Source organism: Caballeronia udeis, from assembly GCF_044909315.1.
Classification (GTDB): Bacteria; Pseudomonadota; Gammaproteobacteria; order Burkholderiales; family Burkholderiaceae; genus Caballeronia; species Caballeronia udeis_A.
The window spans coordinates 413,116-436,990 of the sequence record NZ_JBIYEB010000004.1; the positions used below are offsets into that span (position 1 = coordinate 413,116).

The 23,875-nt window shown below is 61.0% G+C and carries 23 protein-coding genes; 9 read left to right on the forward strand and 14 right to left on the reverse strand.

Annotated features, from left to right (window positions below; translation table 11 throughout):
- Positions 1–207 precede the first annotated feature (207 nt).
- The 6 genes from ABH944_RS09300 to ABH944_RS09325 all read left to right on the forward strand — a co-directional run bounded on the left by ABH944_RS09300 (position 208) and on the right by ABH944_RS09325 (position 5,188).
- Positions 208–516: a hypothetical protein gene (locus tag ABH944_RS09300; RefSeq protein ID WP_404605463.1), complete on the forward strand. Its 309-nt coding sequence runs from the start codon at positions 208–210 to the stop codon at positions 514–516.
- Positions 517–863: 347 nt separating this feature from the next.
- Complete coding sequence (locus ABH944_RS09305; protein ID WP_404605461.1) at positions 864–1,898, forward strand: fatty acid desaturase; 1,035 nt, start codon at positions 864–866, stop codon at positions 1,896–1,898.
- Positions 1,899–2,007: 109 nt separating this feature from the next.
- Complete coding sequence (locus tag ABH944_RS09310; RefSeq protein ID WP_404605459.1) at positions 2,008–2,820, forward strand: phosphate/phosphite/phosphonate ABC transporter substrate-binding protein; 813 nt, start codon at positions 2,008–2,010, stop codon at positions 2,818–2,820.
- A gap of 154 nt (positions 2,821–2,974) precedes the next feature.
- On the forward strand, positions 2,975–3,964 hold the full coding sequence (locus tag ABH944_RS09315; protein WP_404605457.1) for an LLM class flavin-dependent oxidoreductase: 990 nt from the start codon (positions 2,975–2,977) through the stop codon (positions 3,962–3,964).
- Between the two features lie 254 nt (positions 3,965–4,218).
- Positions 4,219–4,464, forward strand: a complete 246-nt coding sequence (locus ABH944_RS09320) for a hypothetical protein (RefSeq protein WP_062088545.1) — start codon at positions 4,219–4,221, stop codon at positions 4,462–4,464.
- Between the two features lie 406 nt (positions 4,465–4,870).
- Positions 4,871–5,188: a hypothetical protein gene (locus tag ABH944_RS09325; RefSeq protein ID WP_404605455.1), complete on the forward strand. Its 318-nt coding sequence runs from the start codon at positions 4,871–4,873 to the stop codon at positions 5,186–5,188.
- A 266-nt stretch (positions 5,189–5,454) separates the two neighbouring features.
- Here the strand turns inward: ABH944_RS09325 and rhaS are convergent, their stop codons facing one another.
- The 6 genes from rhaS to rhaM form a co-directional block, all read right to left on the reverse strand.
- Positions 5,455–6,480, reverse strand: coding sequence for a rhamnose ABC transporter substrate-binding protein (gene rhaS / locus ABH944_RS09330; RefSeq protein WP_404605453.1), 1,026 nt, complete (start codon positions 6,478–6,480; stop codon positions 5,455–5,457).
- Positions 6,481–6,560: 80 nt separating this feature from the next.
- The gene (locus tag ABH944_RS09335; protein ID WP_404605452.1) at positions 6,561–7,565 is read right to left on the reverse strand and encodes an ABC transporter permease; all 1,005 of its coding nucleotides are present in this window, start codon (positions 7,563–7,565) and stop codon (positions 6,561–6,563) included.
- Positions 7,558–8,598: an ABC transporter permease gene (locus tag ABH944_RS09340; protein WP_404605989.1), complete on the reverse strand. Its 1,041-nt coding sequence runs from the start codon at positions 8,596–8,598 to the stop codon at positions 7,558–7,560. The genes ABH944_RS09335 and ABH944_RS09340 overlap by 8 nt, the downstream gene beginning before the upstream one ends.
- Positions 8,598–10,121 (reverse strand): sugar ABC transporter ATP-binding protein, encoded by a 1,524-nt coding sequence (locus ABH944_RS09345; RefSeq protein WP_404605450.1) that lies wholly within the window; start codon positions 10,119–10,121, stop codon positions 8,598–8,600. Before ABH944_RS09345 ends, ABH944_RS09340 begins: the two co-directional genes overlap by 1 nt.
- 10 nt (positions 10,122–10,131) lie before the next feature.
- Positions 10,132–11,022, reverse strand: a complete 891-nt coding sequence (locus ABH944_RS09350; protein ID WP_404605448.1) for an amidohydrolase family protein — start codon at positions 11,020–11,022, stop codon at positions 10,132–10,134.
- A 39-nt stretch (positions 11,023–11,061) separates the two neighbouring features.
- Positions 11,062–11,376, reverse strand: coding sequence for an L-rhamnose mutarotase (gene rhaM, locus ABH944_RS09355; RefSeq protein ID WP_404605446.1), 315 nt, complete (start codon positions 11,374–11,376; stop codon positions 11,062–11,064).
- A gap of 147 nt (positions 11,377–11,523) precedes the next feature.
- Here rhaM and ABH944_RS09360 point away from each other — a divergent pair, with 147 nt between their 5' ends.
- Positions 11,524–12,474: a LysR family transcriptional regulator gene (locus tag ABH944_RS09360; protein ID WP_404605445.1), complete on the forward strand. Its 951-nt coding sequence runs from the start codon at positions 11,524–11,526 to the stop codon at positions 12,472–12,474.
- On the opposite strand, the gene ABH944_RS09365 is transcribed toward ABH944_RS09360, so the two are convergent.
- From ABH944_RS09365 to ABH944_RS09380, 4 genes are all read right to left on the reverse strand, one after another.
- Positions 12,461–13,243: an L-rhamnose 1-dehydrogenase Lra1 gene (locus ABH944_RS09365; RefSeq protein WP_404605443.1), complete on the reverse strand. Its 783-nt coding sequence runs from the start codon at positions 13,241–13,243 to the stop codon at positions 12,461–12,463. The two genes, ABH944_RS09360 and ABH944_RS09365, sit on opposite strands and share 14 nt — an antisense overlap.
- Before the next feature lie 17 nt (positions 13,244–13,260).
- Positions 13,261–14,439, reverse strand: a complete 1,179-nt coding sequence (gene rhmD / locus ABH944_RS09370) for an L-rhamnonate dehydratase (RefSeq protein ID WP_097267650.1) — start codon at positions 14,437–14,439, stop codon at positions 13,261–13,263.
- Between the two features lie 28 nt (positions 14,440–14,467).
- A complete protein-coding gene (locus tag ABH944_RS09375; RefSeq protein ID WP_404605440.1) occupies positions 14,468–15,799 on the reverse strand; it encodes an MFS transporter in 1,332 nt (443 codons plus the stop codon).
- A gap of 69 nt (positions 15,800–15,868) precedes the next feature.
- Positions 15,869–16,621, reverse strand: a complete 753-nt coding sequence (locus ABH944_RS09380) for an SDR family NAD(P)-dependent oxidoreductase (RefSeq protein WP_404605439.1) — start codon at positions 16,619–16,621, stop codon at positions 15,869–15,871.
- A gap of 392 nt (positions 16,622–17,013) precedes the next feature.
- Here ABH944_RS09380 and ABH944_RS09385 point away from each other — a divergent pair, with 392 nt between their 5' ends.
- Together ABH944_RS09385 and ABH944_RS09390 are read left to right on the forward strand one after the other, a co-directional pair.
- The gene (locus ABH944_RS09385; protein WP_097267655.1) at positions 17,014–17,283 is read left to right on the forward strand and encodes a GlsB/YeaQ/YmgE family stress response membrane protein; all 270 of its coding nucleotides are present in this window, start codon (positions 17,014–17,016) and stop codon (positions 17,281–17,283) included.
- 498 nt (positions 17,284–17,781) lie between these two features.
- Positions 17,782–18,732, forward strand: a complete 951-nt coding sequence (locus ABH944_RS09390; RefSeq protein WP_404605988.1) for a sugar ABC transporter substrate-binding protein — start codon at positions 17,782–17,784, stop codon at positions 18,730–18,732.
- A gap of 65 nt (positions 18,733–18,797) precedes the next feature.
- On the opposite strand, the gene ABH944_RS09395 is transcribed toward ABH944_RS09390, so the two are convergent.
- The 4 genes from ABH944_RS09395 to ABH944_RS09410 all read right to left on the reverse strand — a co-directional run bounded on the left by ABH944_RS09395 (position 18,798) and on the right by ABH944_RS09410 (position 23,868).
- Positions 18,798–19,841: a substrate-binding domain-containing protein gene (locus ABH944_RS09395; RefSeq protein WP_404605437.1), complete on the reverse strand. Its 1,044-nt coding sequence runs from the start codon at positions 19,839–19,841 to the stop codon at positions 18,798–18,800.
- Between the two features lie 115 nt (positions 19,842–19,956).
- Positions 19,957–21,216 (reverse strand): SfnB family sulfur acquisition oxidoreductase, encoded by a 1,260-nt coding sequence (locus ABH944_RS09400; protein ID WP_404605435.1) that lies wholly within the window; start codon positions 21,214–21,216, stop codon positions 19,957–19,959.
- Positions 21,217–21,357: 141 nt separating this feature from the next.
- The gene (locus ABH944_RS09405) at positions 21,358–22,398 is read right to left on the reverse strand and encodes an ABC transporter permease (protein WP_404605433.1); all 1,041 of its coding nucleotides are present in this window, start codon (positions 22,396–22,398) and stop codon (positions 21,358–21,360) included.
- A 3-nt stretch (positions 22,399–22,401) separates the two neighbouring features.
- Positions 22,402–23,868 carry a sugar ABC transporter ATP-binding protein gene (locus ABH944_RS09410; protein WP_404605987.1) on the reverse strand — a complete coding sequence of 489 codons (1,467 nt, stop codon included), beginning with the start codon at positions 23,866–23,868 and terminating at the stop codon, positions 22,402–22,404.
- Positions 23,869–23,875: the final 7 nt, after the last annotated feature.

Below are 23,875 nucleotides of genomic sequence, written 5' to 3' on the forward strand. Positions count from 1 at the left end.
GCACCCGGTGCCTTCAATGTGCGATTTCAGACGGTGCGTGTGTCCCGCCCTTGCGACTATGCATCAACGGTCGAATCAAACCGGGGACGCCGGACGCATACATAAACGCGCAGGCGATGGGGAATAGCCAGATGCAGCAATGGACGCAGCAGTCATCGACAGAATCGACATGCGTCCAGAAGCTTGCCGGCAAGAATGGGGGCGCAGATGAAAGCCAAAAGATGTCCGACGTCAGAAGGTCCACGAACGTCGACACAGGCCGATGCAGAGCTTCAACACATCGAACGGGCAATAGGCCAGTTGCGGGCGATGAGTCAGAAGCCGGCCGGCACGCTTAACGTCGAATACTGGCATGAACGCCTGACCGCAGTCTGCTCCGGCTACGTGCTGGTGCCCGCGCAACGGCGGCGCGTGGATGCATTGCGCAAAGTGCTGGACTCCCTCTCTCAACCTCAGGGCGACCCCAGCTCAGGGCGCAAAAGAACGACCAACAGGCTTTGGGCGAAAGCGGCGTAACTACGGCGCTTTCGCCATCGCGCATCACGCGCGTAATCACCCGCGGCTTTCACGCCGCCGGATGTCGTGTTTTAACCATGTCTGTCAGTTGTGCGTTCGCAGATTCAGGCGGTCAGGCGTGATTCGGTCAACCAGCACGATTGCGCGGAACGCCATGCTCCCGCCGCCCTCTGTTTCATCCCATTCAATGAGCGTCATTCAATCTCCGGCCCGCTTTGCGGCGCTGATTCCCGTTGCGCAACCACTCAAGCCGATTCTTCACACGGGAACAAGCTTAGCGGGAATGCTTGGTTTGGGCGAAGGCGAAGCGCCGCTAAGATCGTGGCTCGTTCCGTCACTGAATTGCCATGAGCCTTTACATAGACGATGCTCAACGCCATCGGATTCAACAGCTACGCGCGTCCTGGCGCTGGCACAGCGAGTGGCCCACCTGGCTTCTGATCGTGGCCGTGCATGGCGGCTGGTTCACAACGGCAATTAACGCGCGAACGATAGGAATGCCGCTCGCGATCAGCATCCTCGCCGTGTTGTCCTGCCTGTATTTATCGTTGCAGCATGAACTCCTGCATGGTCATCCGACACGCTTTCCCTTGTTGAACGCGCTGTTCGGCGTCGCTCCGCTCGCGGTCTGGTTCCCTTACGCGGTCTATCGCGAGTCGCATCTGCGTCACCATAACGACGCTCATCTCACCGATCCCGATCTCGATCCGGAAAGCTATTTCGTCTCCGCAGAACGCTGGCGCGGCGCCGGTCCGGCCCTGCGCTTCCTGCTGGTCATCCGCAACACGTTCTTCGGGCGCATTGTGCTCGGCCCGTGGTTTTCCATCGCGAAAGCGATCGTGTCGGCACTCACCCCGATTGCGCGGGGCAATGGCCGTATTGCAGGCGCGTGGGCCCTGCATCTCTCCCTGCTCGGACTGCTTGCGACGTGGCTTGCGCACCGATGCGGCATCAGTCCTGCACTGTTCGTATTCGGCGTTGGGTACCCCGCGCTTGCACTGAGCGCGGTCCGTTCGTTTCAGGAACATCGCGCCGCCGATAACATCCCCGAACGCACGGTCATCAACGAAGCATCGTGGGTCTGGCGTCTCCTGTTCCTCAACAACAACTTCCACGCGGTTCACCATGATCTGCCGAGCGTGCCGTGGTTTGCGCTGCCGGGCGTTTATCATGGGCATCGCGACGCGTATCTGCGGCGCAATGGCGGTTTTCTCGTGCGCGGTTATTCGGAATGGCTCGTGCGGCATGGCGTGCAACCGGTTGCGCCCGCATTGCATCCGCTTCATGCACGCGCCGCCAATCAGATTGCGCAGGCTCAGTCCGGCGCCAAGGGGTCCGCTGGCTCAGCAACGCTTGGCAGCGACACGGCGCAACCCGTCTGAAATGTAAATGTCGTTCCGGCCGCATACCCGGGTATCGGTATCGGCTGGCGATTGGCCGGCGTAACGGGAAAGAACAGGAAAGAACGGGAAAGAACGGGAAAGAATGTGCATGAACTGGGTCGCTGCCTTACCGATGTATAACGTCACGCCTGCACTTGCCGCCGACTGGCGTGTTTTGCTCGACCATGTTCACCGCCGCTTGCGCCCGTGGCTCGATGCGCGCGGCGACACACTCGCCCTGGTCGATCCCGAAACCTCCCTGCACGATTTCTGGCTGCGTGACGACCTGCTGCTGTCGCAGACATGCGGATATCCGCTGGTAAAAGCGCTAGCAGGGCGTGTGCAGCTTGTCACCACGCCCGTTTTCACCGTCGATGGCGGCGCGAGCGGCAACTATCACAGCGTGCTGGTCGCCAGAGCCGCCGCCAACGTCACGTCGCTCGCGCAATGCCGCGGACACCGCGCGGCGTACAACACCCCCGATTCGAACAGCGGCATGAACCTGCTGCGCAGCGCGGTTGCGCCGCTTGCCGGCGGGCGACCGTTCTTCGCGTCGATGATCGAAACGGGCGGACACCTGGCTTCGCTGCAAGCCCTTCAGGACAATCGGGCCGATGTTGCCGCCATCGACTGCGTGAGCTTCGCGTTCGTACTCGGCCACCTTCCGCATCTCGCCAGCGGTCTGGTCCAGATCGGCACGACGCAAAGTGCGCCGGGCTTGCCGCTGATTGCATCGAAACGGGTGCCCGCTGAGGGTATCGAGGCACTGGTGGGCGCACTCGCCGACGCCGTCGCGCACGATCGTCCTCTCGCAAAACGGCTCAAGCTCGACGGTTTTGCGAGGCGCCCGCTCGCCGACTACACCGGCATTCTCGACATCGAAACGGACGCCGTCGAACGCGGTTATCCCCGCCTCGCCTGAGGGCGGTCACGGCAGACTTTCCTGACTTTCGGCACAATCGGTTTTTACCCACGTGCACGGTGCGCCCTGGAATTGCATCCAGGAGTGTGCGCCTGGCGGGAGCCGGATCGCCGGCGCCCGCGCGTCGCCGATGCACGAAGCCATGGAAGCCGCAATGATCCCGTTTTCAGTCCTCGATTTATCCCCCATTCCCGCCGGATCCACCGCCGCCGACGCGTTCCGCCACTCGCGCGAGCTGGCCCAGCATGCCGAAAAACTCGGCTACCTGCGATTCTGGCTGGCCGAACATCACAACATGACCGGAATCGCCAGCGCGGCGACATCGGTGGTGATCGGGCATGTCGCCGCGGGAACGACCACGATCCGCGTTGGCTCGGGCGGCGTGATGCTGCCGAACCACGCGCCGCTCGTGATCGCCGAGCAGTTCGGCACGCTGGCGTCGCTGTTTCCCGGGCGTATCGATCTGGGCCTCGGCCGCGCGCCCGGCACCGACCAGACGACCGCCCGCGCATTGCGCCGCGATCTGCAGGGCAGCGCGGATAATTTCCCCGATGACGTCGTGGAATTACAGCGCTATTTCGCCGATCCGGTGGAAGGCCAGCGCGTACGCGCCGTACCGGGCGCCGGGCTGAACGTGCCGATCTGGCTGCTCGGTTCGTCCACCTTCAGCGCCCAGCTCGCCGCCGCGCTCGGCCTGCCGTTCGCTTTCGCCTCGCATTTCGCGCCCGACTACCTGTTGACCGCGCTGCAGGTGTACCGGACGCAATTCCGCCCGTCGAAGCAACTCGACCGGCCTTACGCGATGGTCGGTGTGAATGTTTTTGCCGCCGACACCACGGCGGAAGCGGAGTTTCTCTTCACATCGTTGCAACAGCAATTCATCAATCTGCGACGCGGCACGCCAGGCCAGCTGCCGCCACCCGTCAAGCAGATTCCGTGGAACGAGGCCGAACGCGCCGGCGTGGAACACTCGCTCGCATGCTCGGTGATTGGCGACCAGCAGCAGGTGGAGGCCGGACTGGCGTCGCTGATCGAACAAACCCAACCGGACGAGCTGATGGTGACCGCGCAAATCTACGATCACGCGGCCCGGTTGCGCTCGTTCGAGATCACGGCGCAGGCCCGCGCGGCGGTGGCGGCGTAGGGGTGGCATAGCGCCGGCTGCGGCGCAGCGGATGTCACGGCGATGTCAACCTGATGTCAATGGTTTAGCGGCGCAGCGAACACGCATTCTGGCGCTGGACGGGTATCGTTTTGACAAGCAATAATGAGGTCGGCGGCTTTGAGATCCGCCGTCCTGCGCCCGCTTTTAGTGCCTTTCCATGCACAGCAGTGGCGGGTAAGCCGTTCGAAGGGTCTCGACAAGAGAGATGTTGGATATCGGAAGGGAGAAAATGAATGACCAGAAGTCCCGCCACAGGATCCATGACCTTGCTGACGGAGCGCGATGAAGCCACCGGTCAGGAAGTGCGGACGTTGCGCCTCGAACCTGCACCCGACGGCAAGGCCGTCCTGCTGATAGAGATTGATGAAAGGAAGGCCGGCATCCATCGTGAGGTGCGCTATGAAATCACGCCGGCAGAGCTGATTGCGGCAATTCGCGCGCATGGCGCTGAATTACCTGGCGAGCAACATAATCGCTAAAATGATTTAGGCATACAATAGCGGCATTCGGCGCTATCATTTCCTTGTGGCGCCCGCGGTTGTGTGGACAAATTGTTGAAATTAGCGGCTGTATGCATGGTGCTTTTGAAACATGAACAGCCGCCAGCCGTGCATCGATCTGGTCGTGAGCCTCAGCCGCTGACTCGGCGGCTTGCGCATCTCGCACCGATCTCAAACACAGTAACCAGTTTGTCGAGCCGCGCGCTCGCATAAGTCCGATTATCGGGCGCTGCGGGTTAAAGCGGTAATTTGCGGTATTACACTAATTGACGCGCGTCACTCGGCGCGCCACGATTTTAGTCAACCCATTTATTCCTCGAGCCGCCCCGGTCCGCGCGGGCAGATGGCTCGCCTTCAAGAAAGTAAAAGCTGAATCAGGACAGCCGTGGACGAAAGAAAGCGAGACAGCATCATTGCCTATTTGCGCAGCCGAATGGCTGAGTTTGGCATTACCGAAACAGCGCTGGCCGAAGCATTGGCCGACGTACCGGTTTCCGTTACCCCTCCCCCTTTGACGAACGGTTCCAGCGCGGCTTCGAAGCGCGCGTTGCCGTCAATGCCCTCGTTGCCCGAGAACGCCAACGGCACCACGCCGGTATTCAGAAGCGCAAACGGCGACACATGGGACGGGCTGGGCGACATGCCGGAGTGGTTGAAACGCGCCGTGCATGCCGGGCAGGATATCGAGTTTTACCGGGTTTAAAGCCGCTGGCCCGGTGGTAAACCACCGATGCAAATAGGAACACCCGGCATGCGTTGGGGCATGGGGTGGGCGTGTCTGCGTGGCACTTGCGCAGCAGCTCCAAAAAGACTGCGTCATCACCTGCCTCCTGACTGGCCCGGGAATGGCGGTTATGAAGGCTCAAGCTTCCCTGGCGCTTGCTGGAACAAGGAACGCCCCGCAGGGCGTTCCTTGTTCATGTCACTGACGTGAGCGATCGATCACGTTGCAGCGAATGTTGGCGACCCTCAGAAATTGAAGTTGTCGATATTCGAAGAATCAAACGTGGTCGGCGGTCCAAGCACGACTTCGCCGCTCTTGCCCACCGTACGCTTGCCCAGCTTGCCTGCATCGAAGCTGTCGCCTTCCTTGCCCGTGATCGTGCCTGAAGCAAGATTAGCCGCCGCGTACGCCGCGAGATAGCCGAGTTGACCCGGATCCCACAACTGGAACGCCTTCACCGTGCCGTTCTTGATGAACGCGCGCATCTGGTTAGGCGTACCGAGTCCAGTCACCATAACCTTGCCCTTGGCCTGGGAAGTCGAGACATAACGGGCCGCCGCCGATATGCCCACGGTCGTGGGGGAAATAATGCCCTTCAGGTTCGGATACGCCTGCAACAGGCCCTGCGTTTCGACAAACGATTTCTGGTCGTCGTCGTTGCCGTAGGCAATTTTCACCAGCTTCATCTTCGAATATTCCGGCTTCTTCAGCTCCTCCTCCATCCACTTGATCCAGGTGTTCTGGTTCGTGGCGTTCGGTGTAGCGGAGAGGATCGCGAACTCGCCCTCGCCGCCTATCAGCTTCGACATCAGCTGCACCTGCCCCCGTCCGATCGCTTCCGAGTTCGCCTGATTGACGAAGATCTGGCGGCCGTCAGGTGCGGTATCCGAGTCGAAAGTAACGACCTTGATGCCCTGGGCCATCGCTTTCTTCAGGTAAGGCACGACCGCGTTGGCGTCATTGGCGGCAATCACGATAGCGTCCTGGCGCTGCGTGATCAGCGTGTTGATGTATTGGACCTGCGACGACGCGCCCGCGTCGGATGGGCCTACAACCTTGCCCTGGCCGCCCATCTCCTTGATCGCCGCCAGACCGCCATCGTCGGCGATCACTTCGTACGGGTTGTTGATCTGCTTGGGCAGAAACGCTATTTTCAGGTCTTTTTTCAGGTCCGCGGCGTGTGCGCCGAGCGGAATCACCGCCGCGACGGACACCGCGATCAGCGCGGCGCATAGCGCCGGGCCGCGAATGGACTGGAAGGGTTTGAACATGCTTGTGTCTCCTGATGTCGCGCGCTGCTCCGGTTCCACGAATGGCCGGAGTCTTCACGCTGGTTTTAAAAAGCCAAGCTTCAAATAAGCGTCTGCGTCATCAGGCGCTTTTCGCGCATGACACGCCAACGTGCAACAAGGTTCGGAATCAGTACCGACGACAACAACAAACCACCCGTCACAATGGTCAGCGTCTCGCTCGATACATCCGAGAGCGTCAACGCATTGCGCAACACGCCAATGATCAGCAACGAAAGAAGCACGCCGATCATGGACCCGCGTCCACCGAAGATGCTCACGCCGCCGAACAGCACGGCCGCGATCACCGACAGTTCGAACCCCTCGCCGTTGTCGCCGCGAGCGCTCGTGAAGCGCAACGTATAGACCACGCCCGCGAGCGCGCTCATCGCGCCGGACAACATGAAAAGCTTGAGCTTCGTGCGCGCTACATCGATGCCGGAAAATTGCGCGGCAACCGGATTCGCGCCGATTGCATAAAGGCTGCGTCCAAACGGCGTAGCCTGCAGCAGCACCGTGAAAAGGACCGCGCCAATGATGACGAGGACGAACGGCATGGGCAGGAACGCGGCGACGGTATCCATTCCGAACGCGGTATAAGACGCGGGAAAATCAGCGACAGCCTGATCGCCGAGCAGGACATACGCCAAGCCGCGAAACAGCGCGAGGGTGCCGATGGTGACGGCCAGCGAGGGAAGATTGAAGCGCACGATCACCAGCCCGTTGAACAGGCCGGCAAGCGTTCCCGCGACCAGTACAATGGCGATCACGAGCGGCATGGGCAGGCCCATGTGCCAGAGCACGCCCATCAGCGCACTCGACGCACCCAGCACCGACGCCACCGACAAATCGATTTCGGCCGCGACAATGATCAACGTCATCGGTAACGCGATCAGGGCGATCTCCGTGAAGTCGGCAAGCATGTTCGAGAGGTTGGCGCTCGAGAGGAACATGGGCGACAACACGCGCCCGAGGATCAGTCCCAGCACGAGCACCACCACCAGCATGGACTCCCACGAGAGATGCCGGCGACGTGTCAAGGCGAGTGCGGAATCGGGTTTAGCCATGATCGCGTTTCCTCATCATGCGGCGCGCGACAGAGCGCGCGAGCAGTGTGTCGAGCGTGATCGCCGCAACGATCAGCGCTCCCTGAATAGCCTGCTGCCAGAATGGCGATACGCGCAACACCACCAGCGCAATGTTGATCACGCCGAGCACGAGCGCACCGAGTGTCGCGCCGAGGATGGTGCCCACACCGCCCGTGATCGCCACGCTGCCCACCACCGCCGCGGCCACCACCTGCAACTCGATGCCCTTCGCCGTGCTCGCTTCCACCGTGCCGAAGCGAGCCAGCCACAAGACCCCTGCGAGCCCCGCAATCGCGCCGGACAACAGGAAGCCGATCATGACGCGACGCTCCACGCGAATACCTGCCAGCCGCGCGGCCTCGGGATTCGACCCGATCGCATAATGCTCGCGCCCGCCGCGATATTGCTTGAGATAGACGCCAATCGCCAACAGAACAACCACCGCTATTAACACGAGGTTCGGCAAGCCGAGCAGAGAACCCGTCGCGATGCGCGAGAACGCATCGGGAAGGCTGGTCGCGTTGATCTGGCCGCCGTGGACCCAGGCGTAATCGGCGCCACGCACTATATATAACGTCGATAACGTCGCCACCAGCGAAGGCACGCGCCCGAACGTGATGAGCGTGCCGTTCACCGCGCCGATCGCGAGACCGATGGCGATGCCCGCGAGCATCGCGACCGCAATCGGCATGTGCGGAAACATCACGAAGAGACTGCCGACCGAATACGCGCTGACACCAACAACGGACGCCACCGACAAATCGATATGCCGCATCAGCATCACGACCGTCATGCCCGCCGTGAGCAAGCCGATGATCGATACATTGAGCAGTACGTCACGCAGGTTCTGCAGGTTCAGGAACTCGGCTTTCACCGCGGCGGTGGCCGCGACCAGCGCAATCAGCACGACAAACAGGGTTGCCTCGCGGCTGCGAACGAGTTCCGCCAGCAAATTGCGGCGCTTCGGTTTGGGCGCGTGCACGGCGGGCATGGCGGGAGAATGTCGTGTCATCATGCCGCCTGCCCCAACATGGACGGCGAGGCACCGAGCGCCGCGCTCATCACGCGTTCTTCGTTTGCGTCGGCACGCGCAATGTCAGCGCTGATGCGTCCTTCATGCATCACAAGAATGCGATCGGCCATGCCAAGCACCTCGGGCAACTCGCTTGAAATCATCAGGACTGCCATGCCTTCGCTCACCAGTTCGGCAAGCGTGCGGTACACCTCCGCCTTCGCGCCCACATCAATGCCGCGAGTCGGTTCGTCGATGATCAGCACTTTAGGCCCTGTGGCAAGCCACTTTCCGAGCACAACCTTCTGCTGATTGCCGCCCGACAGCGTGCCAACAGGGGCATCCAGATCGCTCGCCTTGAGCCGCAGTCGACGGCCCCAGTCGGCGGCAAGCGTGTTCTCGCTGCGTGACGAGATCAACCCGTGCCGCACAAGGCGTCCGAGCACCGTCAGCGACGCATTGCGCGCAATGCTTAGCTCCAGCGCGAGACCTTGCGCGCGCCGGTCCTCCGGCACCAGCGCCAGACCCGCGCGGACTGCCGCCTGCGGCCGGCCGAGCTGCAACGGCTTGCCGGCGATATGAACCTCGCCCGCATCCACCTGATCGATGCCGAAGATTGCGCGCGCCACCTCGCTGCGCCCTGCTCCAACCAGCCCCGCCAACGCCACGATCTCGCCCGCGCGGACCTCGAACGAGACGTTCTTGAACACACCGTCGCGCGTCAGGTTACGCACCGAAAGACACACCTCGCCGGGCGTGACATCCGCTTTCGGATAGAAGGTGTCGAGATCGCGGCCGACCATCTTGCTGACGATCGAATCGATGGTCATGTCGGCGGTCATGGCGTCGAAGACCTTCAAGCCGTCGCGCATGATGGTCAGGCGCTGCGTCAGCGCGAACACTTCGTCCAGCCGGTGCGTGATGAAAAGAATGGCGGCGTCGCGTTCACGCAATGCCCGCACAATTGAGAACAGGCGCTCCACTTCAGTGAGAGACAACGCGGCTGTCGGCTCGTCCATGATCAGCACATTCGCGTTCAGGGAGAGCGCCTTGGCGATCTCGACCACTTGCTGATCCGCGATGGACAAACCGCGCACCAGACGTTCCGCGCGCAGACTGACACCAAGAGATTGCAACAGCGCGTCCACCTCGCGATTCATTTCGTCATAGCGAATCCGGCCGATCCGATCGCGCGGCTGACGTCCCATGTAGATGTTTTCCGCAATGGACAGGTCCGCGAACAACGTCGGTTCCTGATAGATCACGGCAAGACCGGCGTCGCGTGCTTCAGCGGGATTCGCAAACGTACGGGGCTGTCCGTCGACCAGCAATTCGCCTGAATCCGGCTGGTAGACACCCGCAAGCAGCTTGACCAGAGTCGACTTGCCCGCGCCGTTCTCGCCGAGCAATGCATGCACTTCACCCGGCCACATCGCGAGGCTGCCGTCGCCAAGCGCACGCACGCGGCCAAACGACTTGCTCGCGTGCCTTAGCTCAAGCCGCGGCGGATTGGTATTGCCCATACTGTCTCCTTCAGATGCGATAGATACGTTCTGCGTTGCTTTTGACAAGGGCATCTTTTTCCATATCGCTCAGGTCTTTCACGATCGACACATACGCGTTCCACAATCCTTCATACGTCGCGAACAAACGGTCTACCGGAAAATTCGACGCGAACATCGCGCGCTCACATCCGAACGTATCGATCGTCTCCAGCACATACGGCCGAAAACTTTCGACGCTCCATTGATGATCGAACATGGCAAGACCGCTGATCTTCACCGCCACATTCGGACAGGCGGCGAGTGCGCGCAGCCCGTCACGCCATGCGCGAAAACCCTCCACCGACGACCGGTCCACGAACATGCCGGCATGATTCACGATGAACTGCGTGTCGGGATGTTCCTGTGCCAACTCGGCCGCCTCTTTCATCTGCGACGGGTAGAGCTGCAAATCGAATGACAGCGAATAGCGCTTCAGCAAAGCGAAATTCTTGCGCCATTGCGGTTCACGCATGTAGTGCCGGCCCACGTAGTCATAAAGCGGATTCGCATGCACGTTGAGAATCTGACGAATGCCGCGCATGTTGGCGAACGCGGCGTGCCCTTCGAGCACTTCCTGAGCGTTATCCGCCGATAAATCCGCACCCGCGACAATCGCATCCGGCAACCCGTTGCCTTCGTGATCGGCGACCTGTTGCAGCCAGCGCGTTTCTTCCACCGGATCGGCGGGATCGTGATTGGCATCCACATGCACGAGCTTGAGCACCTGGACCGGCGCGGCATCGCGTAACAGATCGGCGATCAGGTAATCGTGCTTCAGGTCACGTGCATCGCCGACGAACGACGTACCCGGGTTCGCCAGCCACGGATAGTGATGCGTCTTTAAATCCCAAAGGTGAATGTGCGGATCGACAACCTGCATGGATATGTCCTCGTGCCGCTAAAACTCGCTGAAAGCGCGTCAGGGTAGATGGAAAACCGGCACGAGCGCGTGCTGCACCGGCGAGCGGTCAGGGTTTGTATCCATCAGGTCGGCCATGTTGTCCCACCATTTGCGCATGATGGGAAGGTCCGGCAACGCGTCCATAGTGTGGCCCGGCTCACGCTTGAGCGTGGCAAACAGGTGCCCGCTGGGCTCGTCGAGGAAAATCCAGTAATCGCGGACCCCGGCGTTGCGTAACGCCTCGGCCAGCTCGGGCCACAGGTCGCGATGACGCCGCTCGTATTCATCGCGCTGGCCCGGTTTGAGGGTCATCCTGAACGCAATCGTCTCCATTGCGGCTTGCCTTTTATAGGTGTTGAAACCAGTGAATCCCGGCTTTTCTGTTACGACTATAAGTCGTCGACTGATAACATGACAATCCGAAGTAAGGATCAGCCGATCGCAAAACCGAATCGCATAATGGACCCGCGAGGACGCCCGATGAACCAGAACGTCTCCCAGATCGCCCTCGTCAACCGCCTGAAATTCAAGCATCTGGCGCTGCTCGTCGCCCTGGACGACGCCCGCAACCTGCATCAGGCGGCCGAAGCCATCAATGTCGCCCAGCCAAGCGCGAGCCGGATGCTGAGCGACATAGAAGAAGCGTTCGGCTTCCTTCTTTTCGAGCGCAACGCACGCGGCATGCAGCCCACGCCGCTCGGTGTCGCCACGCTCGCTTATGCACGCCGGTCGCTGGCCGACCTCACGCGCTTCGCCGCCGACCTCGAAAGCAAGCGGCGCGGCGGTCACGGCCAACTGACAGTAGGCGCGATCATGGGCGCCGCGCCCGACGTGCTCGCCATGGCTATCGCCGAACTCAAAAGCGAACGGCCCCTGCTCAACGTGCGCATTCTCGGCGAGACCAGCGACCAGGTGGTGCAACTGCTGCACCGCCGGGAAGTGGATCTCGCACTCGGCCGTCTCACCACGCCGCTCCAGCACAACGACTTCGACTTCGAACCGCTCTCACGCGAGGCCATGCGGCTGGTCGTGCGGGCCGCGCACCCGCTCGCTCAGCAAGCCTCGCTTTCACTGGACGCGCTCATCTCATGGCCGTGGATCCTGCAACCCATCACCAGCCCGGCGCGCGCGTTGTTCGAGGAAGAGCTTGCACGGGCGGGCCTCGCTTCGCCGTCGAACGTGGTCGAGTGCGCTTCAATCTTCGCCACGCTTCAGCTGCTTCAAAACAGCGACGCCGTCGCCATGCTGCCGGAATCCGTCGTGCGCGATTACCTGCGTGCGCAGTTGCTGATTGAACTGCCGATCGAGATCGGCAAAAGCCTCTCGGGCTTCGGTTTGTTGCGGCGCAAACATGAAACGCTAAGTGAACCCGCCGAATACTGCATCGCGCTGCTGCGCAAATATTCGGCCGGCTCGTTCACTGAAGGTTGACGAACAAGCCGCCATCCACCAGGAGCGATGCACCCGTCACATAGCGCGCGCGGTCCGATGCGAGAAACGTCACGCACTGCGCAACGTCGTCAGGTTCGCCCAGGCGTCCGAGCGGAATACGTTTTTCGAAGTACGCGCGCTTCTCGGTGTCGGCGAGATCTTCTGCATTCAGGTCGGTCGCGATCGTGCCGGGCATGACCGAATTGCAGCGGATGCCGTAAGGCCCCAACGCGATCGCGCACGACTGCATCAACGAGTGAACGCCTGCTTTCGTTGGCGTGTAATGCGTTTGCATGCCCCCGCCAACGAGCGCGCTGATCGAACTGGTCGCCACAATTGCGCCGCCGGTTCCTTGCAGTTTCATCTGGTTGGCAACGGCCTGGGTCACATAGAACGCACCGTTCAGGTTGACGCCGACGGTCGCTTCATACACCGACGCCGGCATGTCGAGGAAGGTGTGGAATGGACAGATACCCGCGTTGCTCGCGAGGACGTCGACATGTCCGAACGCATCGACGGCCTGCTTCACGAGTTCCAGCCCCGTCTCGCGCACCGCCACATTTCCTTCGACTGCGATCACCCTGCGGCTCAGTGCTTCTATCTCGGCGACCACCTCTTGCACGGCCGACAGCCGTCCATATGAGCGGTCGTTGTCGCCCCAATAGTTCAGCACGACGTCCGCGCCTTCTTTCGCGCACGCCACGGCGATCGCGCGGCCTATGCCTCGCGACCCGCCCGTGACAATCACCACTTTGTTTTCGAGCAGCACGGTTGGACCTCAGTGTTTCAATGGGTATAAGGACGCACGAGCGTGCATTCGGGATTGAGCCGCACACCAAAACCCGGTGTCTCCGGCACCTTCATCCGGCCATTCACGGGCACGGGTTCGTCGAGCAGAAGCGGGTTGAACATGGGCACGACTTCGTCGGCTTTCGGCGCCATCATCAGGAACTCCGCGAACGGAGAATTGTGGCGGGTCACCACGAAATGATAGCTATAGACGGAAGAACCATGCGGCACGACCAGCACGTTGTGGGCGTCTGCGAGTGCGGAGATCTTGATCAGTTCCGTGATGCCGCCGCACCATCCCACATCCGGCTGAACCAGGTCGGCACAGCCCATTTCAAACAACATGCGAAAACCCCAGCGCGTAGCTTCGTGCTCACCGGTCGTCACCATCATGCCGCGCGGCACCGAGCGCCGCAGTTCGGCGTAACCCCAATAATCATCGGGCGGCAACGCTTCTTCAAGCCACTTCAGGCCATATTCGTGAGCCGCGTGCGCAAGCCGCGTTGCATAGTTCAGGTCGAGGCTCATCCAGCAGTCGAACATCAGCCAGAAATCGTCGCCTACTTTCGCGCGCATATCGGCCAGCTTCGCGATGTTCTTCGCGAGTCCTTCCGCACCTTCCGCGGGTCCATGCTGCAACGGCATCTTGCCGCCGATAAACCCCATCTCCTTCGCCAGGTCCGGACGTGCGCCGGTTGCATAGAACTGCAGTTCGTCGCGTACCGGTCCACCTAAAAGATGAAACACCGGCTCCTTGCGAACCTTCGCGAGCAGATCCCACAACGCAAGATCGACACCCGAAATCGCATTCAGCACAATGCCTTTGCGCCCATAATAGAGCGTGGCGAAATACATCTGGTCCCACATCTTTTCTATATCGGTCACCCGCTGACCTTCAAGAAAACGCGCCAGGTGTTTCTCCACGATAAACGCCCCGATCTCCCCGCCGGTAGTCACCGCGAAACCGACCGTGCCGTCGCTCGCTTCAATTTCAACGACCAGCGAACCGAGCACGTTGATGCCGAAGGACTGGCGGCTTTGCCGATACTCGGGGTAACGCGCCATGGGCGTGGAGATATGGTCGTCGATCCAGTGATCGGCGCCCTGGTCGTGATAGTCGGCGCCGCCGCCGCGAACGGTGAACGCGCGAACGTGGCGGATGGTAGGCATGGACATGATCGGACTCCGTTGAGGGTTCTAATGTTCAGGACGCTTTGGCGCGCTCGCCATGCGACGGGTCTTGCGTATGAGCGGATACCCGTGCGGGCCGCACGAGCACGATGATCGCAATGGCGGCAAGCACCGCGACGAGTCCCAGCAGGACGAGACCCGCACTCGTCGATGCATAAGCTCGCTCTGCGGCCGTGCGCAGCATGGGCGCCACGAACCCGCCGAGGCTGCCGAGGGAGTTGATCAGCGCGATGGCCCCGGCCGCCGCGGCGCCGGTCAGGTAATGCGTGGGGAAGGTCCAGAACAGCGGTTGCGCTGCAATCAGGCCGCTGGCCGCGAAACACAATGCGATCAGCGAGATCAGGGGTTGACCCGCGAGTCCCGATACCGCAATACCCGCACCGGCTACGACGAGCATCAGCACCGCGAGCCATCGATGCCGACCATGGCGATCCGCGTAACGCGGCACCGTCCACGTAACGAGCACCGCACATAGCCAGGGAATCGCCGTGACAAAACCAACCTTCGCCCCCACGTTGGCCCCGAGCAAGGCAGCCACCTGTTGCGGCAGATAAAAGATCACGCCGTACACGGACATCTGAATCAGGAAATACACTGCCGACAGGATCAGCACTCGCGGATCGATCAATGCGGCAAGCACGCTGCGCGGTCCGTGCGCGGACGCTGCCTGTGCGTCCTGCGAGAGCCGCGCAAGCAGTAACTCGCGTTGAGCGGCATTGAGCCAGCGCGCTTTGGAAGGATCATTGTCGAGATACCAGAACGCCCACACGCCGACTATGGACGCGAGGACACCCTCCACCAGGAAGAGCCACTGCCAGCCCGCGAAACCGAGCGCGCCATGCAGGTCGAGCAACGCACCGGACAGCGGGCTGCCAAAAATGAACGCGAGCGGCGCGCCGAAATAGAACACGCCCAGTGCCCTCGCTCGCGCCGATTGCGGAAACCAGCGCGTGAGGTAATACACAATGCCCGGAAAGAAACCCGCTTCGGCCACACCGAGCGCGAAGCGCAGCACATAGAACGCCGTGGCCGTGTGCGCGAACGCCATGGCGGCGGAAACAAGCCCCCATGTCACCATGATCCGGCACATCCAGAGCTTCGCGCCCACGCGATGCAGCAGCAAATTGCTCGGCACTTCAAAGAGCGCATAGCCCACGAAGAACACGCCTGCCCCGAACGCGAAGGCCGCATTCGACAGACCCGTATCGTGCTGCAGTGCTTTCTGGGCGAAGCCAATATTCGCCCGATCGAGAAACGCCAGCATGTACATCAGCAGCAGGAACGGCAGCAGACGACGCATCACTCGGGCCGTGACGGCATCTTCCGCAGTAGCGGTATCGCTCATGCGTGTCTCCAGATATTTTTATGTAGCGAGCGTGCCTAGCTGGCCCCGGCAGGGACACGCAAAGCGGCTTCAGTAGGTCGCGCGGCCGCCGGACAGATCGAATACCGACGCCGTGCTGAACGCGCAATCTTCCGAGCTGAGCCACAGGATCAGTGACGCCGCTTCTTCGGGCAACAGGAAGCGGTTCATCGGGATCTTGGAGAGCATGTAGTCAATATGCTGCTGCAACATGGAATCGAAAATCTCGGTCTTCGCAGCCGCCGGCGTCACCGCGTTGACCAGGATGCCGCGCGTGGCGAGTTCCTTGCCGAGCGACTTCGTGAGCCCGATCAGGCCCGCCTTCGAGGCGCTATAGTGCGACGCATTCGGGTTGCCTTCCTTGCCCGCCACCGAAGCAATATTCACGATCCGTCCATAACCTTCCTTCAGCATATGCGGCACCACGGCACGGCACGTGAGATACGGTCCGATCAGGTTCACATCGATCACGCGGCGCCATACGTCCGGCGCCAGTTCCCAGGTCGTGCCATTGCCGCCGGTGATGCCCGCGCAGTTGATCAGCACATCAATCTTCCGGTGCGCTTCCAGCGTCTGCTGCACTGCCTGCCCGACCGATGTTTCCTCCGTCAGTTCGACCACGGCGACGCTGACCTTGCCGGACTTCGCGAGTTCGCCGCGTGCCCGTTCAAGGCGCTCGGCGTCGATGTCCCAGAGCGCCACCTCAGCACCCGAGGCGAGCGCGCGTTGCGCCACCGCATAGCCAATACCGCGCGCGCCGCCGGTGATCACCACAGTCCGTCCGGCCAGATCGATCTGGTTCATCGTGTCTCCTGTTGTCTTTAGGGTGGCATTTGATGCGGCGCCTGCTGATTCGGTGCCTGCTTAAAGCCGCTGATGAATGAACTATAGGGGCGCTCTCATAGCAAAACAATCCGACTATTCGATGGTCCGATAGCAAAAGTGGATCAGAAGCCGTTAGAGGGACTATTCGGGTTCGGGTTTAGCCGGATGACGGCTGGCAACGTTAAGCGCAAGCTTGGTTAATCGGTCGTTCTTGCCACATTGCCCCTTTCGGGCACGCCGCTTGCTCTAACCGAGAGGCTCATTGATCCAGGGGGACCATGAAAATCACCTAACCCGAGGTGCCTCCCTTAAGTATTGTTATCACCATGCCGGTAGCGCTGCTACGCGCATTTCACCTGACGGAGAACGCTATGGAACCTGTTTCGCACGGAATCATCTTCTGGCTGATCATTGGCGGAATTGCCGGCGCACTCGCCGGCCGGATCGTTGATGGAGGCGGCTTCGGCATCATTGTGGACATCATCGTCGGCATTGTCGGCGCGTTCATTGGCGGGTGGCTGGGCGGCGTGCTCGGCCTGCACCTCGGCGGCGGCATCATAGGGTCGCTGATTACCGCGTTGATCGGCGCCGTGATCCTGCTGGCCATCCTGAGGCTCTTCAGCCGAGGGCGAACCGTTTAGCCGCCCACACGCCTGCCGATAATTTAATTACACCCCGCGGCAAGAACCACAGTTCGTTTGATTGAAACCCCGCTCAGGCGCTTCGCCTGAGCGGGGTTTTTCTTTAAGTTCTGAAATTTTTCAATATTTAAAGGAATCCTGATTAGCTTGAGCCCAGGAACTGATTGAAAACCCTTCTCCATCCAGACCGCCTGTTTCTTTCACCAAGGTTCTCAGCGCGAACACCAATAGTTCCGAAATGGGCCTTCTGTCATCCTCGGCACGTCTTCACTACTATTCTTCATAGCTCCGCCAAGCCCCGTTCCGGTCCCTGGATTACCCTTTTTTACGGCCGGCACGCCGAGGAAAATACAATGGTCGCATTAAGACGTTCATCCGGGTCTTTACACCCTTCATTCATTGCGCAAAATTTCATTCGACATGGTTAAGTACAAAAGTAAAGAACAGCATCATGCTTCGCTGAAAGCTCATGGAGCGTTCAGGAGACGAGTGCTGGCCTTGCTCACCGTGCTACTCACCAGCGCCGCGCTCTGCGCGCCGGCGGCGGCCGACGTGCCGTCGCTGAAGGGCAAACGGATTGGCATCTCCGTCGCCGGTACCGAACATTACTGGGACATGAAGGCCTTCAAGGGACAAATAGACGAAGTGACGCGGCTTGGGGGAATCCCCATTGCAATGGACGGCGGCCGCAAGGATGGCCAGCAGATCGCGCAACTCCAGACACTGATCGCGCAAAAGCCCGATGCCATCATCGAACAGCTTGGCACTGCGGCCGTGCTTGAACCGTGGCTCAAGAAGATCCGTGAAGCGGGCATCCCGCTCTTTACCGTCGACACCGCCAGCCCGTCGAGCATCAACGTGACGACATCGGATAATTTTTACATTGGCGAGCAGCTTGCATTGAAGCTCGTCAGCGACCTGCATGGCGAAGGCAATATTCTCGTCTTCAACGGCTTCTACGGCGTGCCGGTCATGGCAATGCGCTATGACGAGTTACGCGAGGTGCTGAAGTGGTATCCGAAGATCAGGATCATTCAGCCCGAACTGGGCGACGTGATTCCGAATACGGTGCAAGACGCCTACTCGCAGGTCGGCCAGTTACTCAACAAGTATCCGAAGGGTACGGTCCAGGCTATCTGGGCAGGGTGGGATATACCGCAGATCGGCGCGACGCAGGCTATTGACGCAGCGCATCGCCAGGAGATCAAAACCTATGCCGTCGACGGCAGTCCCGACTTCATCGCGCTCGTCAAGGACCCGGAATCCTGCGCCGCGGCCGTGGTCGCACAACAGCCCTATCTCATCGGCAAGACGGCTGTGGACAACGTAGCGCGGTATCTGGCGGGCGATCGCACGTTGCCTCCCGCCACCTATGTACCGTCGATTCTCGTCAGCAAGGACAACGCCGCGGAGGCGCAGAAGACGCTGGGCCAGGCCAGCGCCAAGTGAGAAGATCCGCATTGCACTATAGATGGTTTTATTCATCAGGATAGCGAATCAACTATCCATTACCTTTAATCACGAACCTCGGGAATCCAGTCGGCCCTGGCTACATCGGCCCGCCTGAAGTCCACGAACCGGGACTCAAGATCTGCAATTGTGCGGATATCGTTCTTGACCAGATCGTCGCGCGTGATCAACGCGGGTTTTATTTCAATCCTGTGCCCCGGGTCCTGGCCCGCCACAAGCAGCGCTGCGGCTCGCACCGAGACCGCACCCACCACGGCCGGATTAGTCGCGGCAGTGGCGACCCACGGACTCCCGGGCGCCCGGATCGCCTCTATATCAGCCGTCGATATATCGGCGCTATAAATGCGAACCTTCGAAGCAATGCCTGCCTCGTCCGCAGCCAGCTTCGCGCCGCGAGCGAACTCGTCATACGGCGCGAACACCACACGCACATCGGGATGCGCCCTATACGCGGCCGCTGCCTGGTTGGCCACCGACTGCGCAATCGGATTGTCCACCGTACCGAACCGCGCCTCCTCCCTGACCTTTGGATGCTCGGTCTTGAACGCCTTCCAGACCGCGTCGCGCCGGTCAAGCGGCGCAAAACCCGGCACATAGACATACGCGGCGGCAAATGCATCGCCGTTATCTTTTACCGCCTGATTGAGCAGCAATGTCGCGAGATCGTGGTCGCTCTGCTCGATCTGCGGCACTTTCGGATTCCCCAGGTCAACGTCGAACGCCACCACCTTGATGCCTTTATCAAGCGCCACCTGCACCACGTCCTTCAAGGACTCCGGCAGGCCATGATTGACGATGATCGCTGAAACGCCCAGATTGATTGCTTGCTGGATCTGGTCACGTTGCTGAGCGGCGTCCTGACGGCCCTCGTAAATACGCAAGTCGACGCCAAGTGCTTTGGCCTGCTTTTGCGCACCCGCTTCATAAGCCTGAAAGAAATCGCCGGTCGAGAGATAGTTGACCAACGCGATCCTGACACCGCCTTTATTGAAGGGCGCGGGAGCATTGGATAAGCCGCCTGCTGCATAGGCGGTGATGCTTCCGGCAAGCAATGCGGCGGCGAACAAACGGCCGATAGGTTTAAGCATGAAGGATAGTTTCCGTTTCCGTGATTGAAAGCGTAGGAACAAGCGTGCGGCGACAAGGCGCCGTCGTATGGTTTTGCTGACTACGCGCCACCGCCCTTTTTATCGGCGACCCGTTTTAATTCCACGGGTGGCGCGCCGGTTTGATGCCATTCAGGTAGTAGTTGCCCACAAGGTGATATTTCCAGCGCACCGGGTCGTGCAGCGTATGCGTACGCGCATTGCGCCAGTGACGATCCAGGTTGTGCGCAGCAAGGGTCGACTGCGTGCCCGCCAGTTCGAACAGCTTTTCACTCGCAAGCAAGGCGATCTCGGTGGTCAATACTTTCGCCTCACCGACCGCCACCGATGCACGCGCGATATCGTCCTCACTTGGCGCCCGCGCCTGGCTTGCAATTGCGTCGAGCGTACGCGCGGCGCGTTCGAGCAACGCCTCGGCGGCGTGCAATTGAATGTGAAGATGACCTACCTCACGCACTACAAGCGGATCGTCGCTTGCGCGCTCCACACCGCTATCTATCCACGGACGCGAGCGCTCGCGTACGAACTTCAGGGTGTCGTCTACCGCTGCACGTCCGATACCCGCATCGATAGCCGCCTGGATGATCTGGGAAATCGGGCCATTGAGCGTCGGTTGGTCCGAGACGCGAAACGCCGGAAATACGTGCGATGCCGGAACCCGCACCTGGTCTGCGATAACCGTGCCGCTCGCCGTCGTGCGTTGACCGAAACCGGACCAGTCATCGATAACCTGCAAACCCTCCGTACCCGCTGGAATGTAGGCAAGCCAGCCACGGCGTTCGTCGTCGAGACCCAGGACAGGCACGTAATGCGCGAACAGCGCGCCGGTCGAATAGAACTTCGTGCCGTGGACAACATACTCGTCACCCTGAGCCGTGACGCGTGTCTTCAGGTCCAGGACGTGTTTCGTGCCCTTCTCCGAAAAGCCGTTGCCGAAACGCTTCCCCCGCAATATCTCGCCGAAGAAAAACTGCTTCTGCTCGTGAGTTCCGGTGAGCGCAATGACATCGACGAGACCCAGATGGTTCTGGGGCAACTGTCCGAGCGAGGGATCGGCCGCGGCGATGATCTTGATGACTTCCGTCAGCGTTACATAGGACACACCCGCACCGCCATACTCTTTGGGCACGGTGATTGCCCATAGGCCGGCTTGCGAAAACCAGTCGATTTCCTCGTGGGGCAAGCGCCGCTCGCGATCACGCTCACTAGCGTGTTCTGCAAGACGAGCGGCCACTTCGTGGGCGCGCGCAATGGCTTCAGCGTCATCGCGGATGATATGCGCGGGGGCTTTCCCTGTAGATCCGTCTGGATGGAGTGATGCGGGACGTGCCGCTGTATTTTGCGGAATGGCTGACATGCTTACCCTTTTTTGTGTCGGATCGACATCAATCTAGCAGCGCCATGACCGGGTTCAAACCGAACGATAACGCTAAGGACATCAAGCGAATCCTTCTACGCTTAGCTCCATTGCTTCTTAGACGCTGTTGCCGAACTGGATTCACCGCCCCCCTTGCTTGCCGATGCTAAACGTGAAGGCGAGCGCGCCGACCAGCAACGCACCCTTGATGAAATCCTGCATGTAGTACGGCGCATTGAGCATGGTCAGTCCGTTGAGCAACACGCCGACAAACACCGCGCCAACGGCGGATCCCAGGACGTTGGGACGCTTCGCACCCCATACCGCATAACCGATCAGCGCGGCGGCGACCGCATCCAGAAGCAGTGAATTTCCGGCGCCAACGTCGCCACGCCCGACGCGTGCGGCAATCAACGCGCCGCCGAGTGAAGCGATCACGCCCGATGCGACATACGCCGCCACGCGATAACGGGCCGTAGGCGCACCGGCGAGCCGCGCGGCCGTCTCGTTGCCGCCGGTTGCGTAGAGCACACGACCCCATCGTGTGAATTCCATGACGAGCACCGCGACCAGCGTCACCACGGCGAGCACAATGACCGGCACCGGCACGACATCAAACCAGCGAGCCCGGCCCAACGCCAGGAAGGCCGCAGGAAACGTCCCGGTGGTCTCCGTGCCGTCCGGCAGGATCGTGCCGGTTGCGAGCGAACGCCCGCCCGTTGGAATCAGTTGCAGCCCCGCCAGCAGGAACAAGGTTCCGAGGGTGGCAAGCTGGTCCGGGACACGAAGACGCGTGATCAGCAAGCCATTAAAAAGGCCCGCACTGACACCTAACGCCAGGCACGCCGCAACAGCGGCAAGCGCGTTGCCATGCCACACAACAAGCACGTAGCTCGCGGCCATCTGCGCCGTTGCGGCCGTGCTCCCGACCGACAAATCGAAGCCGCCTACCGCCAGCGTAATGCTGACGCCCACGGCCAGAAGCGCGACAATCGACGCGGCCTGCAAGATGCTGAACAGATTGTCCACGCTCAGGAATGCCGGCTCACGCCAGGTGAATACCGCACCCATCGCCACGAGCAACAGCAAGATGCCGCTACGCTCCAGATGCGTCCTGACGCTGGTGCGTCTGAACTCCGCTCGGGTAACGGAGCTTGCTTCAGTAGAAGCGCCAAGTTTCATGCGTCAGGCTCCGGCAAGATCTTCAATGTTTGTTTCAATGATCGAACGGTCGAAGTGCAGCACGCGGTCCGCGACTTCAAACGCCTCTTCGATAGCGTTGACGAACACCAGCGTCACCCTATCCGCCGCATTCGCTCGCAGCACATCGGCAATGTCCGCGCGAGCGCCGGCGTCAACACCCTGGAACGGTTCGTCAAGCAACAACAGGCGGGCGGGTTCTGCATGCGAGCGGGCAAGCACGACCTTTTGCTGGTTGCCGCCCGAGAGGTTGACCACGCGGTCCTCCGGACCGTTGCATCGAATGGAGAAGCGCCCGATAGCGGACGCGGCCTCGCGGCGTTCGCGCGACCTGTTCACCCACCCGCCCCTGAACCAGTTTGAGAGGAACGGGAAACTCAACGTGCCTTCTATAGACGCGAATGGCACGCTGTCCGGAAAGAGCGACGAGCTCCAGCGGTCCTCGCCTACAAGAAAGACGCCCGCGCGGATTGCCTCGGCAGCGGAGCGCGGCTGCCACGGCTGGCCATCGAGTGTCATCGTGCCCGCGACCACGCGTTCGATACCAAACAGCGTCCGCGCCAGCCGCGACTTGCCGCCGCCCAGAGGTCCCGCAAACGCGACGATCTCGCCGCGAGCGGCGTCGAAGTCGAGCGCGGGGCTATCCGCACCGGGGAACAATTTCAGGCCTCGGACCTGAAGCCCCTCATCCGCCGTCGAACGCACCGTTCTTCGTTGGCGCGTCCTCGGCAACGCACGGCCGATCATGGTTTCAGTGGCGTCGTCGAAATCAATCGGCGTCTTCAGATTGGCTACCAGCCGGCCATCACGGACGATGACCACCCTGTCCGCCATTCGCTTGAGATCACCTAACCGATGCGAGACCAGCAGCATGGCGACACCACGCTTGCGCAGCATGTCGAGTGCGGTAAAGAGACGCTCGGCTTCCGCAGCCGAGAGGCTTGCCGTTGGTTCATCGAGTATGAGGAAGGACGGCCTGGCCGCCAGCGCCCGGGCCAACGTGACGAGCTGCCTTGTCGCAAGCGACAGCGTGAACAACGGCGCGCGCAGGTCGACGTCGAGGCCAACCAGCGCAGCCATGGAGTGCGCCTCCTCGAGCCGCGCCGCGGGCCTGACAAACCATGGCGTGGCCGCGTTGTTGAAACGATCGAGCAGGAGGTTGTCCGCGACCGACAGCGTGGGCACGACCGTGTCGGCGATCGACTGATGCATTGTCGCTACGCCGAGCGCCTTCGCTTCCTGCGGAGAGGCCGGCGCGTACGGCTTGCCGTGCAGTTCAAGCGACCCTCCGTCGCCGGGATAGACGCCGCTCAGTATCTTGACGATCGTGGACTTTCCCGCCCCGTTCGCGCCCATCAACGCCACGACCTCGCCCGCCGCAACAGAGAGGTCGAATCGATCGAGCGCGACAGTCGGGCCGAAGCGTTTCGATACCGAGCGCGCGACCAGCATAGGCAGG

Excerpts from the sequence above, each read along its gene's own strand:
- ABH944_RS09315 (WP_404605457.1), top strand. The coding sequence starts at position 2,975 with ATGATCCCGTTTTCAGTCCTCGATTTATCCCCCATTCCCGCCGGATCC.
- ABH944_RS09385 (WP_097267655.1), top strand. The coding sequence starts at position 17,014 with ATGGAACCTGTTTCGCACGGAATCATCTTCTGGCTGATCATTGGCGGA.
- ABH944_RS09320 (WP_062088545.1), top strand. The coding sequence starts at position 4,219 with ATGACCAGAAGTCCCGCCACAGGATCCATGACCTTGCTGACGGAGCGC.
- ABH944_RS09305 (WP_404605461.1), top strand. The coding sequence starts at position 864 with ATGAGCCTTTACATAGACGATGCTCAACGCCATCGGATTCAACAGCTA.
- ABH944_RS09300 (WP_404605463.1), top strand. The coding sequence starts at position 208 with ATGAAAGCCAAAAGATGTCCGACGTCAGAAGGTCCACGAACGTCGACA.
- rhaM (WP_404605446.1), bottom strand. The coding sequence starts at position 11,376 with ATGGAGACGATTGCGTTCAGGATGACCCTCAAACCGGGCCAGCGCGAT.
- rhmD (WP_097267650.1), bottom strand. The coding sequence starts at position 14,439 with ATGTCCATGCCTACCATCCGCCACGTTCGCGCGTTCACCGTTCGCGGC.
- ABH944_RS09350 (WP_404605448.1), bottom strand. The coding sequence starts at position 11,022 with ATGCAGGTTGTCGATCCGCACATTCACCTTTGGGATTTAAAGACGCAT.
- ABH944_RS09360 (WP_404605445.1), top strand. The coding sequence starts at position 11,524 with ATGAACCAGAACGTCTCCCAGATCGCCCTCGTCAACCGCCTGAAATTC.
- ABH944_RS09340 (WP_404605989.1), bottom strand. The coding sequence starts at position 8,598 with ATGACACGACATTCTCCCGCCATGCCCGCCGTGCACGCGCCCAAACCG.
- rhaS (WP_404605453.1), bottom strand. The coding sequence starts at position 6,480 with ATGTTCAAACCCTTCCAGTCCATTCGCGGCCCGGCGCTATGCGCCGCG.
- ABH944_RS09375 (WP_404605440.1), bottom strand. The coding sequence starts at position 15,799 with ATGAGCGATACCGCTACTGCGGAAGATGCCGTCACGGCCCGAGTGATG.
- ABH944_RS09400 (WP_404605435.1), bottom strand. The coding sequence starts at position 21,216 with ATGTCAGCCATTCCGCAAAATACAGCGGCACGTCCCGCATCACTCCAT.
- ABH944_RS09380 (WP_404605439.1), bottom strand. The coding sequence starts at position 16,621 with ATGAACCAGATCGATCTGGCCGGACGGACTGTGGTGATCACCGGCGGC.
- ABH944_RS09345 (WP_404605450.1), bottom strand. The coding sequence starts at position 10,121 with ATGGGCAATACCAATCCGCCGCGGCTTGAGCTAAGGCACGCGAGCAAG.
- ABH944_RS09405 (WP_404605433.1), bottom strand. The coding sequence starts at position 22,398 with ATGAAACTTGGCGCTTCTACTGAAGCAAGCTCCGTTACCCGAGCGGAG.
- ABH944_RS09395 (WP_404605437.1), bottom strand. The coding sequence starts at position 19,841 with ATGCTTAAACCTATCGGCCGTTTGTTCGCCGCCGCATTGCTTGCCGGA.
- ABH944_RS09335 (WP_404605452.1), bottom strand. The coding sequence starts at position 7,565 with ATGGCTAAACCCGATTCCGCACTCGCCTTGACACGTCGCCGGCATCTC.
- ABH944_RS09410 (WP_404605987.1), bottom strand. The coding sequence starts at position 23,868 with ATGCTGGTCGCGCGCTCGGTATCGAAACGCTTCGGCCCGACTGTCGCG.
- ABH944_RS09310 (WP_404605459.1), top strand. The coding sequence starts at position 2,008 with ATGAACTGGGTCGCTGCCTTACCGATGTATAACGTCACGCCTGCACTT.